This window comes from Scandinavium hiltneri, from assembly GCF_024764835.1.
Lineage (GTDB): Bacteria > Pseudomonadota > Gammaproteobacteria > Enterobacterales > Enterobacteriaceae > Scandinavium > Scandinavium hiltneri.
The window spans coordinates 642,661-659,450 of sequence record NZ_JALIGE010000076.1 but is presented as its reverse complement, the minus strand read 5'-3'; the positions used below and the strand labels follow the sequence as shown (position 1 = coordinate 659,450).

The following is a 16,790-nucleotide window of genomic DNA, read 5'->3' as shown; positions in this document are numbered from 1 at the left end:
GGGCGAAAGTGCAGCGAGCGCGTTGTTACCTGTTGGGCGAAACGGCAGTCGTTCTGGAACTTGAACCGCCTGTGACGCTGGAGAGCCAGAAACGTATCTGGCGTCTGACCCAGCGTTTACCTGGATACCCGGAAGTGCTCGAAGCCATTCCTGGGATGAATAATATCACCGTTATCCTGCGTAATCCGCAGTCGCTAGCGCTGGATGCCATCGAGCGTCTTCAGCGCTGGTGGGAAGAGAGTGAAGTGTTGGAACCGGATTCCCGCCAGATTGATATCCCCGTGGTGTACGGCGGCAAACTGGGGCCGGATTTACCGCTGGTGGCCGAGCATTGCGGCCTTACGCCGCAGCAGGTCGTGGAGCTTCACTCATCGCAGGATTATGTGGTGTGGTTTTTAGGCTTCCAGCCAGGCTTTGCTTATCTGGGCGGGCTGTCGCCAAAACTGGCGATGCCGCGTCGGGCAGAGCCGCGTGTGCAGGTGCCCGCGGGCTCTGTTGGGATTGGCGGTCAGCATACCGGCATTTATCCGCTAGCCACGCCGGGCGGCTGGCAGCTGATTGGCCATACCTCACAGGCGATGTTTGATTCACGCCTGGCTGAGCCGGTTTTACTCAGACCGGGAGATACGGTGCGCTTTGTGCCGCAAAAGGAGGGCGTATGCTGAAAGTTATACGTTCAGGTCTCTACACGTCGGTCCAGGATGGCGGGCGTTATGGCCTGCGTCAGTCCGGCGTCAGCCGCTGCGGCGCGCTGGATAAACCGGCACTTTTCACGGCCAATTTGCTGGTGGGTAATGACCCGAGCGCAGCAGCTCTCGAAATTACGCTGGGCCAGCTGTCGGTTCAGTTTGAACGTGACGGCTGGTTTGCGCTGACGGGCGCGGGATGTGAAGCGATGCTCGACGATAAACCCGTTTGGGCGGGATGGCGGCTGCAGGTTAAGGCCGGGCAAACGTTGGTGATGAAGCGACCTTTGCACGGTGTTCGCAGCTATCTGGCCATTTCAGGCGGCATTGATGTGCCAAAAGTGCTGGGGTCATACAGTACCGATCTTAACGTCGGGATTGGCGGGCTGGAAGGGCGTCGACTTCAGGATGGCGACACCCTGAAATTGCTGCCAGCCACGCGCACATTTAACGGTCCGCAGGGCGTGAAACAACTTCTGCGCGGGAACCGGATTCGTGCGTTACCGGGGCCGGAATATCATGAGTTTGATACCGCCTCGCAGGAGAACTTCTGGCGTGCGCCGTGGCAACTCAGCCCGCAAAGTAATCGCATGGGTTATCGTTTACAGGGCCAGCCGTTGGTGCGTACCACTGACCGCGAGCTGTTATCGCATGGCCTATTGCCGGGCGTGGTGCAGGTACCGCATAACGGCCAGCCGATCGTGCTGATGAACGATGCGCAAACAACCGGTGGTTACCCGCGTATTGCCTGCATTATCGAAGCCGATATGTACCAACTGGCGCAAATTCCACTGGGGCAGCCAATGCACTTCGTGCCGTGCACCCTGGAAGAGGCGTTGAAAGCGCGAGACGATCAGCATCGTTATTTCGAACAGCTGGCCTGGCGTCTCAACGCAGAACAATAAGGACGCGTTATCCCCGAAGGACCGGAGATCTGCCGCACGAGGTAAAAGCAAAACGGTAACCCGAAGGTTACCGTTTTTTATGTTTGCCCCCTCTCCCTGTGGGAGAGGGAGCGGGATGAGGGCATCAGGCTGCACCGCACCCAACGTCAATTATTTCTTCTTAACGTCTGAGCTGAATTCGCGTTTGTCGTAGCCGGTGTACAGCTGGCGTGGACGGGCAATTTTCATGCCTTCGCTGTGCATTTCGCTCCAGTGTGCAATCCAGCCAACGGTACGCGCCATGGCGAAGATGACGGTAAACATGGAGGACGGAATGCCCATCGCTTTCAGGATGATGCCGGAGTAGAAGTCCACGTTCGGGTAGAGTTTCTTCTCGATGAAGTACGGGTCGTTCAGCGCGATGTGCTCAAGCTCCATCGCCACCTGCAGCAGGTCGTCTTTGGTGCCCAGCTCTTTCAGCACTTCGTGACAGGTTTCACGCATCACGGTGGCGCGCGGGTCATAGTTTTTGTAAACACGGTGACCGAAGCCCATCAGACGGAACGAATCGTTCTTATCTTTAGCGCGACGCACGAATTCCGGAATGTGCTCAACAGAGCTGATCTCTTCCAGCATTTTCAGTGCCGCTTCGTTGGCGCCGCCGTGTGCTGGTCCCCACAGAGACGCGATGCCCGCAGCGATACAGGCGAACGGGTTCGCGCCGCTTGAGCCCGCGGTACGGACGGTAGAAGTAGAAGCGTTCTGCTCGTGATCGGCATGCAGAATCAGAATACGGTCCATCGCGCGTTCCAGTACCGGGTTCACCACGTAGTCTTCACACGGGGTGGAGAACATCATGTTGAGGAAGTTGCCGGCGTAGGAGAGGTCGTTGCGCGGGTAGACAAACGGCTGACCGATGGAATATTTGTAGCTCATCGCGGCCATGGTCGGCATCTTAGACAGCAGACGGAACGCAGCGATTTCGCGGTGACGTGGGTTATTCACGTCCATGGAATCGTGATAGAACGCCGCCAGCGCGCCGGTTACGCCGCACATGACCGCCATTGGATGCGAGTCACGACGAAAGCCGTGGAACAGACGGGTAATCTGCTCGTGGATCATGGTGTGACGGGTCACGGTGGTTTTGAATTCTTCGTACTGCTCCTGGCTCGGTTTTTCACCGTTCAGCAGTATGTAGCAGACTTCGAGATAGTTAGACTGTGTTGCGAGCTCATCAATAGGAAAACCGCGATGCAGAAGGATACCTTCATCACCGTCGATAAACGTGATTTTTGATTCGCAGGATGCGGTGGAGGTAAAACCAGGGTCAAAAGTGAACATCCCTTTTGAGCCGAGGGTACGGATATCAATAACGTCTTCGCCGAGTGTGCCTTTTAGCACATCCAGTTCAATAGCAGTATCACCGTTGAGAGTGAGCTTTGCCTTTGTATCAGCCATTTACGGTCTCCTTAGCGCCTTATTGCATAAGACTGCCGGATGCCGGATTCGCTTTCAGGGTGATTTTCGACGTTACCAGTTTGTTATTCGGCTCACCGCTCAGCTCGCGAGGGTAAACCAGGGTACAGAGCAAAGGGCGCCTTGGGGTATACGTTCAATCCACCGTGAAACAACAGCAAATCAGGGTCTTAGCAGTCCGATTATTCAAACCTGTCTATCACTATTAACTGTCGGCAATGGTGCGGTCAATACTTTCTCACTGTTACATAACTATTTGTCAGGAGAAAGAGTGACCCCATAACTTTTACGCATTATATGCCTTTCTAAGTGATGGTTGTAACAATAATGTTTAATATTTGTCAAACCTCGTGAGTAAAAATTAAAATAATGTTGTTATCGTGACCCTGATCACTGTTCCGCATAAAACCCGACAAACTATATGTAGGTTAATTGTAATGATTTTGTGAACGGCCTATACTGCCGCCAGGTCTCCGGAAACCCCTGCAATCCCGAGCCACCCAGCGTTGTAATGTGCCGTTTTAGCTCTTTTATATGGAGTTTTTACATGACGCGCAGTTATAGAAAGGACGCTGTCTGACCCGCACGCAGACCGGAGGAAGGGAAACAATAAGAACAGCATGTGGGCGTTATTCATGATAAAAAATGTGAAAAAACAAAGACCTGTCAATCTGGATCTCAAAACGATCCGATTTCCTGTAACGGCGATAGCGTCCATCCTCCACCGCGTTTCTGGCGTGATTACATTTGTGGCGGTTGGCATCCTGTTGTGGTTACTGGGCACCAGTCTCTCCTCTCCTGAAGGCTTCCAGGCCGCGAGCTCCATCATGAGCGGCTTCTTCGTCAAATTCATCCTCTGGGGCATTCTGACCGCACTGGCGTATCACGCCGTGGTGGGCATTCGCCATCTGATGATGGACTTTGGCTATCTGGAAGAGACCTTCGAAGTGGGTGTGCGGTCTGCCAAGATTTCTTTTGTTATTACTGTCGTGCTTTCACTTCTCGCAGGAGTCCTCGTATGGTAAGCAACGCCTCAGCACTAGGACGCAACGGCGTACATGACTTCATCCTCGTACGCGCCACCGCGATCGTTCTGACTCTGTACATTATCTACATGGTTGGTTTCTTCGCGACCCACGGCTCGCTCACCTGGGAAGTCTGGACGGGTTTCTTCTCTTCCGCTTTCACCAAAGTCTTCACCCTGCTGGCTCTGTTCTCCATTTTGATCCATGCCTGGATTGGCATGTGGCAGGTGTTGACCGACTACGTTAAACCGTTAGGCGTTCGCCTGCCTCTGCAACTGGCTATCGTCGTTGCACTGGTGGTTTACGTGATTTATGGATTTGTTGTGGTGTGGGGTGTGTAATGAAACTGCCAGTCAGAGAATTTGATGCTGTTGTAATCGGCGCAGGTGGTGCAGGCATGCGTGCCGCACTGCAAATTTCCCAGAGCGGCCAGACCTGTGCGCTGCTCTCTAAAGTCTTCCCGACCCGTTCCCATACCGTATCTGCGCAAGGCGGTATCACCGTTGCGCTCGGTAATACCCATGAAGATAACTGGGAATGGCACATGTATGACACCGTAAAAGGGTCAGACTACATCGGTGACCAGGACGCTATCGAATATATGTGTAAGACCGGCCCGGAAGCGATTCTGGAGCTGGAACATATGGGTCTGCCATTCTCCCGTCTGGATGATGGCTCTATTTATCAGCGTCCGTTTGGCGGCCAGTCGAAAAACTTCGGCGGCGAGCAGGCGGCACGTACCGCAGCGGCGGCTGACCGTACCGGTCACGCGCTGTTGCATACCCTGTATCAGCAGAACCTGAAAAACCACACCACCATTTTCTCCGAGTGGTATGCGCTGGATCTGGTGAAAAACCAGGATGGCGCGGTGGTCGGTTGTACCGCATTGTGCATCGAAACCGGTGAAGTCGTGTACTTCAAAGCCAAGGCCACCGTGCTGGCGACCGGCGGTGCAGGCCGTATTTATCAGTCCACAACCAATGCGCATATCAACACCGGTGACGGCGTCGGGATGGCTATCCGTGCCGGTGTTCCGGTGCAGGATATGGAAATGTGGCAGTTCCACCCAACCGGTATCGCCGGTGCGGGTGTGCTGGTGACCGAAGGTTGCCGTGGTGAAGGCGGTTATCTGCTGAACAAACACGGTGAGCGTTTCATGGAGCGCTATGCGCCGAACGCGAAAGACCTGGCGGGTCGTGACGTGGTGGCGCGTTCCATCATGATCGAAATCCGTGAAGGTCGCGGTTGCGATGGCCCGTGGGGTCCGCATGCCAAACTCAAACTCGACCATTTGGGTAAAGACGTTCTCGAATCCCGTCTGCCGGGCATCCTCGAACTGTCCCGTACTTTCGCACACGTCGACCCGGTTAAAGAACCGATCCCGGTTATCCCAACCTGCCACTACATGATGGGCGGTATACCGACCAAAGTGACCGGCCAGGCGTTGACCGTGAACGAGAAGGGCGAAGACGTGGTGATCCCGGGCCTGTTCGCGGTAGGCGAAATCGCGTGTGTATCCGTACACGGTGCTAACCGTCTGGGCGGCAACTCGCTGCTGGATCTCGTGGTATTTGGTCGTGCTGCTGGCCTGCATCTGCAAGAATCCATCGCCGAGCAGGGCGCGCTGCGTGACGCAAGCGAATCTGACATTGACGCTTCTCTGGAACGTCTCAACCGCTGGAACAACACCCGTAGCGGTGAAGATCCGGTGGAAATCCGTAAAGCACTGCAGGAATGTATGCAGCACAACTTCTCGGTCTTCCGTGAAGGTGATGCGATGGCTAAAGGTCTGGAACAGCTGAAAGTGATCCGCGAGCGCCTGAAAAACGCCCGCCTGGACGACACCTCCAGCGAATTCAACACCCAGCGCGTTGAGTGCCTGGAGCTGGATAACCTGATGGAAACGGCCTTCGCTACTGCGGTATCGGCTAACTTCCGTACTGAAAGCCGTGGCGCACACAGCCGCTTCGACTTCCCGGAACGTGATGATGCAAACTGGCTCTGCCACTCCCTGTACCAGCCGCAGTCGGAATCCATGACTCGTCGTGAAGTGAACATGGAACCGAAACTGCGTCCGGCATTCCCGCCGAAAGTGCGTACCTACTAATTGCGGAGACAGGAAAATGAGACTCGAGTTTTCAGTTTATCGTTATAACCCGGATGTCGATGACGCTCCGCGCATGCAGGAATACACCCTCGAAGCGGAAGAAGGGCGCGACATGATGTTGCTGGATGCGTTAATCCAGCTGAAAGAACAGGACCCGACGCTGTCGTTCCGTCGCTCTTGCCGTGAAGGGGTGTGTGGCTCCGATGGCGTGAACATGAACGGCAAAAACGGTCTGGCGTGTGTTACCCCAATTTCCGCTCTGCAGCGTGCCGGGCAGAAGATTGTGATTCGCCCTCTGCCGGGTTTACCGGTAGTTCGCGATTTGGTGGTAGACATGGGGCAGTTCTATGCTCAATATGAGAAGATTAAGCCTTACCTGTTGAATAATGGGCAGAATCCACCGGCTCGCGAACATTTACAGTCGCCTGAGCAGCGTGAAAAACTGGACGGTCTGTACGAGTGTATTCTCTGTGCATGTTGTTCCACTTCGTGCCCATCATTCTGGTGGAACCCGGATAAGTTCATCGGCCCAGCCGGTCTGCTGGCAGCGTACCGCTTCCTGATCGACAGCCGTGATACTGAAACGGATAGCCGCCTTGAAGGCTTAAGTGACGCTTTCAGCGTATTCCGCTGCCATAGCATCATGAACTGCGTCAGTGTATGTCCGAAAGGTCTTAACCCGACGCGCGCCATCGGCCATATTAAGTCGATGCTGCTGCAACGCAGTGCATAAGTAATAACGCCTGATGGCGCTGCGCTAATCAGGTCTACATGAGAGTAGGCCAGTTCAGCGCAACGCCATCAGGAAAACGGAATTGCAGGAAACCTCTAAAAACTGCCGTATTTGGCATCTATAACCGAGCTGTTCAGCGCGAAACAAGGCGCAACGCAGTTGCAGCCTGAACAGCGACGGTTAGAGGGCGGTTTTTAAAGGTTCCTTCGCGGGCCCGCATAGAAGAGCTCGCAAGTGAACCCCGGCACGTACACCTTGTGTGCGTGGTAGTTTCTACGGCGAAAGTAAGCATAAAAATGCTTAAGGGATCACGATGCAGAACGGCGCAATGAAAGCCTGGCTGGACTCTTCTTACCTCTCTGGCTCTAACCAGAGCTGGATAGAACAGCTCTATGAAGACTTCTTAACCGATCCTGACTCTGTCGACGCCAACTGGCGTTCAATGTTCCAGCAATTACCTGGTACCGGAGTCAAACCGGATCAATTTCATTCTACTACGCGTGATTATTTCCGTCGTCTGGCGAAGGATGCCTCACGTTACTCTTCCTCGATTTCTGACCCTGACACCAATGTGAAGCAGGTTAAAGTCCTGCAGCTGATCAACGCGTATCGTTTCCGTGGTCATCAGGACGCCAGGCTCGATCCGTTAGGTCTGTGGAAACAAGAGCGGGTGTCTGATTTAGACCCAGCTTTCCATGACCTGACAGAGGCGGATTTCCAGGACAGCTATAACGTAGGCTCGTTTGCTATCGGTAAAGAGACGATGAAGCTGGGCGAACTGATCGCTGCCCTTAAGCAGACTTACTGCGGCTCCATTGGTGCGGAATACATGCATATCACCTCCACTGAAGAGAAACGCTGGATCCAACAGCGCATCGAATCGGTGGTTGGTCACGCGACCTTCAGCGCGGACGAGAAAAAACGCTTCCTGACAGAACTGACCGCGGCCGAAGGCCTGGAACGTTACCTGGGCGCGAAATTCCCGGGCGCAAAACGCTTCTCGCTGGAAGGCGGCGACGCGCTGGTGCCAATGCTCAAAGAGCTTATCCGCCATGCGGGTAAAAGCGGCACCCGCGAAGTGGTGCTGGGTATGGCGCACCGCGGTCGTCTGAACGTTCTGATTAACGTGCTCGGTAAAAAGCCGCAGGACCTGTTCGACGAATTCGCCGGTAAACATAAAGAACACCTCGGCACCGGTGACGTGAAGTACCACATGGGCTTCTCGTCTGATATCGAAACCGAAGGCGGCCTGGTGCACCTGGCGCTGGCGTTCAACCCGTCGCACCTTGAAATCGTGAGCCCGGTGGTTATTGGCTCTGTACGTGCACGTCTGGATCGTCTGGAAGAGCCAAGCAGCAACAAAGTGCTGCCGATTACCATTCACGGTGATGCGGCAGTTGCCGGGCAGGGCGTAGTTCAGGAAACCCTGAACATGTCTAAAGCGCGCGGTTACGAAGTGGGCGGTACCGTGCGTATCGTCATCAACAACCAGGTTGGCTTTACCACCTCCAACCCACTGGATGCGCGTTCCACACCGTACTGTACCGATATCGGTAAAATGGTGATGGCGCCGATTTTCCACGTGAACGCGGATGACCCGGAAGCCGTGGCATTTGTCACCCGTCTGGCGCTCGATTTCCGTAACACCTTCAAACGCGATGTGTTCATCGACCTGGTGTGCTACCGCCGTCACGGCCATAACGAAGCCGACGAGCCGAGCGCAACTCAGCCGCTGATGTACCAGAAAATCAAAAAGCATCCGACCCCGCGTAAAATCTACGCTGACAAGCTGGAAGGCGATAGCGTTGCCACGCTGGAAGATGCCACCGAGCTGGTCAACCTGTACCGCGACGCGCTGGATGCGGGCGAATGCGTGGTGAAAGAGTGGCGTCCAATGAACATGCACTCCTTTACCTGGTCGCCGTACCTCAACCACGAGTGGGATGAGAGCTACCCGAATAAAGTCGACATGAAGCGTCTGCAGGAGCTGGCGAAGCGCATCAGCACTGTACCGGACGCCGTTGAAATGCAGTCTCGTGTGGCGAAAATCTATGGCGATCGTCAATCGATGGCCGCAGGCGAGAAAATGTTCGACTGGGGCGGTGCGGAAAACCTGGCGTACGCCACGCTGGTAGATGAAGGCATTCCTGTGCGTCTCTCCGGTGAAGACTCCGGTCGCGGCACCTTCTTCCACCGCCATGCGGTCATTCACAACCAGACTAACGGTTCCACTTACACCCCGCTGCAACACGTGCATAACGGTCAGGGCCAGTTCAAGGTCTGGGACTCCGTGCTGTCTGAAGAAGCGGTGCTGGCATTCGAATACGGCTACGCTACCGCAGAGCCGCGCATCCTGACTATCTGGGAAGCGCAGTTCGGTGACTTCGCCAACGGTGCGCAGGTGGTTATCGACCAGTTCATCAGCTCTGGCGAACAGAAATGGGGCCGTATGTGTGGCCTGACCATGCTGCTGCCGCACGGCTACGAAGGACAGGGTCCGGAGCACTCCTCCGCGCGTCTGGAACGCTATCTGCAGCTGTGTGCTGAACAGAATATGCAGGTTTGTGTGCCGTCCACTCCGGCTCAGGTTTATCACATGCTGCGTCGTCAGGCGCTGCGCGGGATGCGCCGTCCGCTGGTGGTCATGTCACCGAAATCTCTGCTGCGTCACCCGCTGGCGGTGTCCTCTCTCGAAGAACTGGCCAACGGCACCTTTATGCCGGCGATTGGCGAAGTTGACGAACTGGAACCTTCAGGCGTGAAACGCGTGGTGATGTGCTCTGGCAAGGTTTACTACGACCTGCTGGAACAGCGTCGCAAGAACGATCAAAAAGATGTCGCCATCGTGCGTATCGAACAGCTGTATCCATTCCCGCATCAGGCGATGCAGGATGTGCTGAAAGCTTATGCTCACGTGCATGATTTTGTCTGGTGCCAGGAAGAGCCGCTTAACCAGGGCGCGTGGTACTGCAGTCAACATCACTTGCGTGAAGTGATTCCATTTGGGTCAGCTCTGCGTTATGCAGGTCGCCCGGCCTCCGCCTCTCCGGCGGTAGGATATATGTCCGTTCACCAGAAGCAGCAACAAGATCTGGTCAATGACGCGCTGAACGTCGATTAATTAAAGGATACAAAATGAGTAGCGTAGATATTCTTGTTCCCGACCTGCCGGAATCTGTAGCCGATGCAACGGTTGCTACCTGGCACAAGAAGCCAGGCGATGCGGTAGTCCGCGATGAAGTTCTGGTAGAAATCGAAACTGACAAAGTGGTACTGGAAGTACCGGCGTCGGCCGACGGCATTCTGGATGCAGTTCTGGAAGATGAAGGCACCACCGTGACCTCTCGCCAGATCCTCGGTCGCCTGCGTGAAGGCAACAGCGCCGGGAAAGAGTCCAGCGCGAAATCTGAAGCCAAAGATTCTACTCCGGCCCAGCGCCAGCAGGCTTCTTTGGAAGAACAGAGTAATGACGCACTGAGCCCGGCGATCCGTCGCCTGCTGGCTGAGCATAACCTCGACGCCAGCGCTATCAAAGGCACCGGTGTGGGCGGTCGTCTGACTCGCGAAGACGTTGAAAAACATCTGGCAAAAGCCCCGGCTAAATCTGAAGCGAAAGCACCAGAAGCAGCCCCGGCAGCCGCTCCGGCTCCGCTGGCTGGCCGCTCTGAGAAACGTGTTCCGATGACCCGCCTGCGCAAACGCGTGGCCGAGCGTCTGCTGGAAGCGAAAAACTCAACCGCCATGCTGACGACCTTCAACGAAGTCAACATGAAGCCAATCATGGATCTGCGTAAGCAGTACGGCGACGCGTTTGAAAAACGTCACGGTATCCGTCTGGGCTTCATGTCCTTCTACGTGAAAGCCGTGGTTGAAGCGCTGAAACGCTACCCTGAAGTGAACGCTTCTATCGATGGCGAAGATGTGGTTTACCACAACTACTTCGACGTCAGCATGGCAGTTTCCACGCCACGTGGCCTGGTAACGCCAGTTCTGCGTGACGTTGACGCGCTCGGCATGGCTGACATCGAGAAGAACATCAAAACGCTGGCGCTGAAAGGCCGTGATGGCAAGCTGACGGTAGAAGACTTGACCGGCGGTAACTTCACCATCACCAACGGCGGCGTTTTTGGTTCCCTGATGTCTACCCCAATCATCAACCCACCGCAGAGCGCGATCCTTGGCATGCACGCCATTAAAGACAGGCCGATGGCGGTTGATGGCAAAGTTGAAATTCTGCCAATGATGTATCTGGCGCTGTCCTACGATCATCGTCTGATCGATGGTCGTGAGTCTGTGGGCTTCCTCGTCGCCATTAAAGAGCTGCTGGAAGACCCGACTCGTCTGCTGCTGGACGTGTAGTTAAGACCTGTATCACCTGTCCTCCGGGTCGGTTGCGGCCTGGAGGTAAAAACGATAATGATAATACCCTAAATAGTTCGCGTTGCAGGAAGGCGGCGACGTAGTGAATCCCCAAGAGCTTACATAAGTAAGTGACTGGGGGGAACGAGTAAGCCAACGCCCCTGCAACGTGAAATATGACGGGTATTCTGATAAGTGGATAGAACGCATGAACTTACATGAATACCAGGCCAAACAGCTGTTTGCCCGCTACGGTTTACCTGCGCCAGTAGGTTACGCCTGCTCAACTCCGCGTGAAGCTGAAGAAGCGGCTTCTAAAATCGGCGCGGGCCCTTGGGTCGTGAAATGCCAGGTACATGCTGGCGGCCGCGGTAAAGCGGGTGGCGTAAAAGTCGTTAACAGCAAAGAAGACATTCGTGCTTTCGCAGAGCATTGGCTCGGCAAACGCCTGGTAACGTATCAAACAGATGCGAATGGCCAGCCGGTAAACCAGATTCTGGTTGAAGCGGCGACCGATATCGCGAAAGAACTCTATCTGGGTGCTGTGGTTGACCGTAGCTCCCGTCGCGTGGTGTTCATGGCGTCTACTGAAGGCGGCGTGGAAATCGAAAAAGTGGCGGAAGAAACCCCGCACCTGATCCACAAAGTGGCTATCGATCCGCTGGCAGGTCCTATGCCATATCAGGGTCGCGAGCTGGCGTTCAAACTGGGTCTGGAAGGCAAACTGGTTCAGCAGTTCACCAAGATCTTCATGGGTCTGGCGAACATCTTCCTGGATCGTGACCTGGCCCTGATCGAAATCAACCCGCTGGTTATCACTAAGCAGGGCGACCTGATTTGCCTCGACGGCAAACTGGGTGCGGACGGCAACGCATTGTTCCGCCAGCCGGATCTGCGTGAAATGCGCGACCAGTCTCAGGAAGATCCACGTGAAGCGCAGGCTGCACAGTGGGAACTGAACTACGTTGCACTCGACGGCAACATCGGTTGCATGGTTAACGGCGCAGGCCTGGCGATGGGTACCATGGACATCGTTAAGCTGCACGGCGGCGAACCGGCTAACTTCCTCGACGTGGGCGGCGGCGCAACCAAAGAGCGCGTAACCGAAGCGTTCAAAATCATTCTCTCTGATGACAAGGTGAAAGCCGTACTGGTTAACATCTTCGGCGGGATCGTACGTTGCGACCTGATTGCTGATGGCATCATCGGTGCTGTTGAAGAAGTTGGCGTAAACGTGCCGGTTGTCGTACGTCTGGAAGGTAACAACGCTGAACTCGGCGCGAAGAAACTCGCCGACAGCGGTCTGAATATTATTGCAGCGAAAAGTCTGACGGATGCCGCTCAGCAGGTCGTTGCCGCAGTGGAGGGGAAATAATGTCCATTTTAATTGATAAAAATACCAAGGTTATCTGCCAGGGCTTTACCGGTAGCCAGGGGACTTTCCACTCTGAACAAGCGATTGCTTACGGTACCAACATGGTTGGCGGCGTAACACCGGGCAAAGGCGGCACCACGCACCTGGATCTGCCGGTGTTCAACACCGTGCGTGAAGCCGTTGAAGCAACGGGCGCAACGGCCTCTGTTATCTACGTTCCGGCTCCGTTCTGCAAAGACTCCATTCTGGAAGCCATCGACGCAGGCATTAAGCTCATCATCACCATCACCGAAGGCATTCCGACTCTGGATATGCTGACCGTAAAAGTGAAACTGGATGAAGCTGGCGTGCGCATGATTGGCCCTAACTGCCCGGGCGTTATCACCCCAGGTCAGAGCAAAATCGGCATCATGCCAGGCCACATTCACAAGCCGGGTAAAGTGGGTATCGTTTCCCGTTCAGGTACCCTGACTTATGAAGCGGTTAAGCAGACTACCGATTACGGTTTCGGCCAGTCCACCTGTGTGGGCATCGGCGGCGACCCGATCCCTGGCTCTAACTTCATCGACATCCTGAAAATGTTCCAGGAAGATCCGCAGACCGAAGCTATCGTGATGATCGGTGAGATCGGCGGTAGCGCTGAAGAAGAAGCGGCAGCCTACATCAAAGAACACGTGACCAAACCGGTTGTCGGCTACATCGCGGGTGTAACTGCGCCGAAAGGTAAACGTATGGGCCACGCGGGCGCGATCATCGCCGGCGGTAAAGGGACTGCGGACGAGAAATTTGCAGCTCTGGAAGCGGCCGGTGTGAAAACCGTTCGTAGCCTGGCAGACATCGGCGAAGCGCTGAAAACCATCATCGCCTGATAATCCTCTCTGCTCCCCATGCGGGGGCTTTATATGTCCGTTTTCGACATGGTTGGCCACTTTAGCAGTGGCCTTTTTTATGGTCGCTTACAGCAGATAGTCTCTGTTTAAGCGGCTGTCGCTCACGTTGAAGGTCTGACCGGTGGCGCTAATCTGCACGCTGCTTTCGCCGCTAAAATCCGTCACAAACAGGTACGAAACCTGTTTTTCGTGACTGCGTGCAATCAGATAGTCGATCATTGAGGTGGAAGGGTTATTCGGCCCTTGTGCCTGAATCAGGATGGCGTTCTGCGGACAGCAACAGCTCAGGGTAACGGGTGTTTCAGCCTGACAGGAAATATCGATTTGCCCTGCCAGAGGCTGTTGTGTTGCGTGCCGGATATACGGGTAACAAATACTCAGCGCCGTCTGGTTTGTGGCGCGTGACGCACTGCCATTGATGAGGTAAACAGCATCCACGCACTGCTGGTGAGGGTTCTCAATCTCCCATTTGTCGATCAGTAAATTGCCGGTGACGAGCAAACTGCGGCGAAAAACGATGTCACGATATGATGCGCAATCCCACTCGACGCGGGTTTTGCTGTCAGGGAGTTTGGCTTCTGTTTTCCAGTCAACCTCGACGATAAGACGGGTTTCGCCTGCGCTTTCCTCATAGTGAATGATGCGTGGTATGGCGGGCGGTTGGTTCAGGCCATTCACACATAACGTATTGTGCGAGAAACTGTTTTTATAGTAACCGTAGTGCAGCGGCGCGCCATAACCGGTGGTACCCAGATCGGGGAAGAGCGCTTTCCCGTTGTTGAAAACGATCAGGTTCAGGCGATCGTAATGATCGTGTTCACCCCCATACGGGCCGTGCTTCAGACAAATTGCACGGTCAGGGGTATTTCTGATAAGCGTGAATCCGGCGCCGGGATTGTGTTCATTACTCTGCGATACCGCCAAAGGTTCGGCGGGCAACGGACGCCCATAGAACAGGGCATCAATAGTGTGGCGTGGCTCGGTGCGATACAGGTGTGCCAGCAACTGGCCATATTCATTTGTGCCGTAATAGTGGTATGCAAATTCATAGATATCGCTATGACCGAGTTTTTCCTGCCCGTTCACGCAATCATTCACTTTTGGCAGCGTCATGTCGGGCATCAGCAAGGTTAACGGTAAGGTCAGCATGTCGCGATAGTAAGGGTGCTCAAGCAAACTAAACCGACTCTGGCAGGCAAATTTCTCAAATGCCATAAAAGCCTGCAAGGCGTAGTAATGGTAATGAAGGGAGCCTTCGAACCACAATCCGCCGGGCAGCAGCGCGTTTTCCAGTTGATACCGCAAGCCATACTCGCTGTTTACGGCAAACTCCAGGTAACGCGCTTCGTTGAGGACGACGCCAGTCATGCCAATGGTGGCGTTGATTTTGACCTCATGATTATGGATTTGATTACTGCGATGGCGGATCAGGAACTCCGCACCTTCACGCAACAGGCGATCGGCGATATACGTTTCCTGCTGCACGGTCAGCTCGCCACGCACGATATCAAATCCGCGGACAAAATCGGCATGACAGTTGGCTTCACACAATGTTTGGGCATTTGCTTTCCCGGGGCCGTTGTAGGGAATGCCGCCATGCTCTTCGTAATCAGGATAAAATCGGGCGTACTGCATCAGGATTTCAATGACTTTATCGCGCCAGCGTTTGTCATCGGTCAAAAGCCAGAGAATCGCTAATTCATAACAGGCTTTTGCATTCAGGCCGTTCAGCCAGCGCCACCAGGCACCGTAGTACGGCTCGCCGGTAAAGACTGCCCCGTCGACCGGGCAGCGGTGTTTGTTCGGCGAGTGACGATCCCAGAGAAGGCGTACGCTATGCTCCGGGCAGAAAAAGTAGTGATTCCAGGTCGCACAGCCCGTTTCTGGAACCAGAATGTCATGGCTGATAACGTCACGGTTATTTTCAATTAAACGTTGCAGGATGTCGGGGGTGACCTTTTCTTTCGCTGCCAGAATCTGTTGTGGCGTAAACTGCTTCATTCTTTCCTTTGCCCCTATGATTTTTCTGTCGTCAGTTATTTCACCAGGGCAGAGCCCGGGGTCAGAATATTTATGTTGGTTTTGTCGGTCGCTAGCAGCCCCGCGGCGTTGTGCTGAAATGCTTTATCTTTCCAGGTCCTTGCTGCAATCAGCAGTGGGCCAAGCGCTTCCTCTGGTGTGTATTTAATTTCCGGGTAGTGCCAGGCGCTGGCAGGCTGAAGAGCTTGCTGGCTGATGAGGGTAAACGCTTTTTTCATCGTTCTGCCATCCAGCTCAAAATTCCAGACATCGTTGCCAGTCAATTCACCGTAACGCCCCATCTTTGCATAAGCCGCCAGGGCGAAATTGGTATAGTGGAATGAACGCGTTCTCTCGAGTTCGGCCTGTAATTCACCTTTCTTGTTTACCTGAGCGGCAAGATGACGATATTTAAACGTGTTAATTTGCTGGCTGGCGTGCTGTGTATCACCTGCAAACAACAAAAATGCGGTCAACTGTGCGTCATACCAGGCACCGTGATTGTTATACCAGTCCGCTTCCTCCTTTCCGTTAGGGCTGGACTGTAGCCATTGACTGTAATCGGCATACCAGGCCTGATAAGACGAGAATTCCTTCGCGGTAAAATAGTCGGCATTCCTGAGCAAAATCAGGCTGTCTGCGACATCAATCAGTACACGGGTATCGATAATGCCGATCCCTCTGCCATTCACCACTCCAGGAATGGCCTGTGCATAATTAAGGTTAGGGTTCATACGGGTTGTTTTCTGCACAAACCAGGTGTTAAGCAGTGTTTTGGCTTTTTCGCCGTAGCGGCGATCTCCGCTATAAAATGCGGCCAGCGATAACGTCCGAACCGCGTCCGAAAACTGAACCATCCGTTTGCTATCGGTATCGTCGGTCTTTGACGAGGGATTGATCTGCCCGTCTTTGCGGATGTACGGCAAGCTATCTGGCGTGTCGGGATTTGGCCACCAATACGGACCGAAACTGTAATAGTCATGTTTGTCACCCGATGCCGGGAGTAACGTTTTATCCACCACCGATCCCGGTTTTTGCTGCAAAGCATTATCTGCATTTTTGAGTAATGCCTGATAAGCAGGGAGGTAGCGGTTATCTCCGTGCTGGATCTTATTTTTGATGGTCAGCATTTGCGGACAATCATAGGTCAGGCATGGCGCTGCGATAGCGGGTGTTGAACACAACAGCGCCGTTAGCGTGATTACGCGAGTATCCATTATTGTATCCCTTGCTTCT

General features: G+C 54.3%; 13 protein-coding genes. 10 read left to right on the top strand and 3 right to left on the bottom strand.

Going from position 1 to position 16,790, the window contains the following annotated elements; all coding sequences use genetic code 11:
* Positions 1–8 precede the first annotated feature (8 nt).
* Both pxpB and pxpC read left to right on the top strand, forming a co-directional pair.
* A complete protein-coding gene (pxpB, locus tag MUU47_RS20620; RefSeq protein WP_258990019.1) occupies positions 9–665 on the top strand; it encodes a 5-oxoprolinase subunit PxpB in 657 nt (218 codons plus the stop codon).
* Entirely contained in the window at positions 659–1,591 is a 933-nt protein-coding gene (gene pxpC / locus MUU47_RS20615) for a 5-oxoprolinase subunit PxpC (protein WP_258990018.1), read from the top strand. Before pxpB ends, pxpC begins: the two co-directional genes overlap by 7 nt.
* Before the next feature lie 150 nt (positions 1,592–1,741).
* Here pxpC and gltA read toward each other — a convergent pair whose 3' ends face one another.
* Entirely contained in the window at positions 1,742–3,028 is a 1,287-nt protein-coding gene (gltA, locus tag MUU47_RS20610; RefSeq protein ID WP_258990017.1) for a citrate synthase, read from the bottom strand.
* A gap of 638 nt (positions 3,029–3,666) precedes the next feature.
* On the opposite strand from gltA, the gene sdhC reads away from it, so the two are divergent.
* From sdhC to sucD, 8 genes are all read left to right on the top strand, one after another.
* Positions 3,667–4,071: a succinate dehydrogenase cytochrome b556 subunit gene (gene sdhC, locus MUU47_RS20605; RefSeq protein WP_258990016.1), complete on the top strand. Its 405-nt coding sequence runs from the start codon at positions 3,667–3,669 to the stop codon at positions 4,069–4,071.
* A complete protein-coding gene (gene sdhD / locus MUU47_RS20600; RefSeq protein WP_258990014.1) occupies positions 4,065–4,412 on the top strand; it encodes a succinate dehydrogenase membrane anchor subunit in 348 nt (115 codons plus the stop codon). Before sdhC ends, sdhD begins: the two co-directional genes overlap by 7 nt.
* Positions 4,412–6,178, top strand: a complete 1,767-nt coding sequence (gene sdhA / locus MUU47_RS20595; RefSeq protein ID WP_258990012.1) for a succinate dehydrogenase flavoprotein subunit — start codon at positions 4,412–4,414, stop codon at positions 6,176–6,178. Before sdhD ends, sdhA begins: the two co-directional genes overlap by 1 nt.
* 16 nt (positions 6,179–6,194) lie before the next feature.
* Positions 6,195–6,911 (top strand): succinate dehydrogenase iron-sulfur subunit, encoded by a 717-nt coding sequence (locus MUU47_RS20590; RefSeq protein ID WP_258990011.1) that lies wholly within the window; start codon positions 6,195–6,197, stop codon positions 6,909–6,911.
* A gap of 313 nt (positions 6,912–7,224) precedes the next feature.
* Positions 7,225–10,032, top strand: coding sequence for a 2-oxoglutarate dehydrogenase E1 component (gene sucA, locus MUU47_RS20585; protein ID WP_258990010.1), 2,808 nt, complete (start codon positions 7,225–7,227; stop codon positions 10,030–10,032).
* 14 nt (positions 10,033–10,046) lie between these two features.
* Positions 10,047–11,270, top strand: coding sequence for a 2-oxoglutarate dehydrogenase complex dihydrolipoyllysine-residue succinyltransferase (gene odhB, locus MUU47_RS20580; RefSeq protein ID WP_258990009.1), 1,224 nt, complete (start codon positions 10,047–10,049; stop codon positions 11,268–11,270).
* Positions 11,271–11,478: 208 nt separating this feature from the next.
* Positions 11,479–12,645: an ADP-forming succinate--CoA ligase subunit beta gene (gene sucC, locus MUU47_RS20575; RefSeq protein ID WP_110510089.1), complete on the top strand. Its 1,167-nt coding sequence runs from the start codon at positions 11,479–11,481 to the stop codon at positions 12,643–12,645.
* Positions 12,645–13,514 carry a succinate--CoA ligase subunit alpha gene (gene sucD / locus MUU47_RS20570; protein ID WP_258990008.1) on the top strand — a complete coding sequence of 290 codons (870 nt, stop codon included), beginning with the start codon at positions 12,645–12,647 and terminating at the stop codon, positions 13,512–13,514. Before sucC ends, sucD begins: the two co-directional genes overlap by 1 nt.
* 87 nt (positions 13,515–13,601) lie before the next feature.
* On the opposite strand, the gene MUU47_RS20565 is transcribed toward sucD, so the two are convergent.
* Positions 13,602–15,536, bottom strand: coding sequence for a heparinase II/III domain-containing protein (locus MUU47_RS20565; protein ID WP_258990007.1), 1,935 nt, complete (start codon positions 15,534–15,536; stop codon positions 13,602–13,604).
* 35 nt (positions 15,537–15,571) lie between these two features.
* Positions 15,572–16,771, bottom strand: a complete 1,200-nt coding sequence (locus tag MUU47_RS20560) for an alginate lyase family protein (protein ID WP_258990006.1) — start codon at positions 16,769–16,771, stop codon at positions 15,572–15,574.
* Between the last annotated feature and the right edge of the window lie 19 nt (positions 16,772–16,790).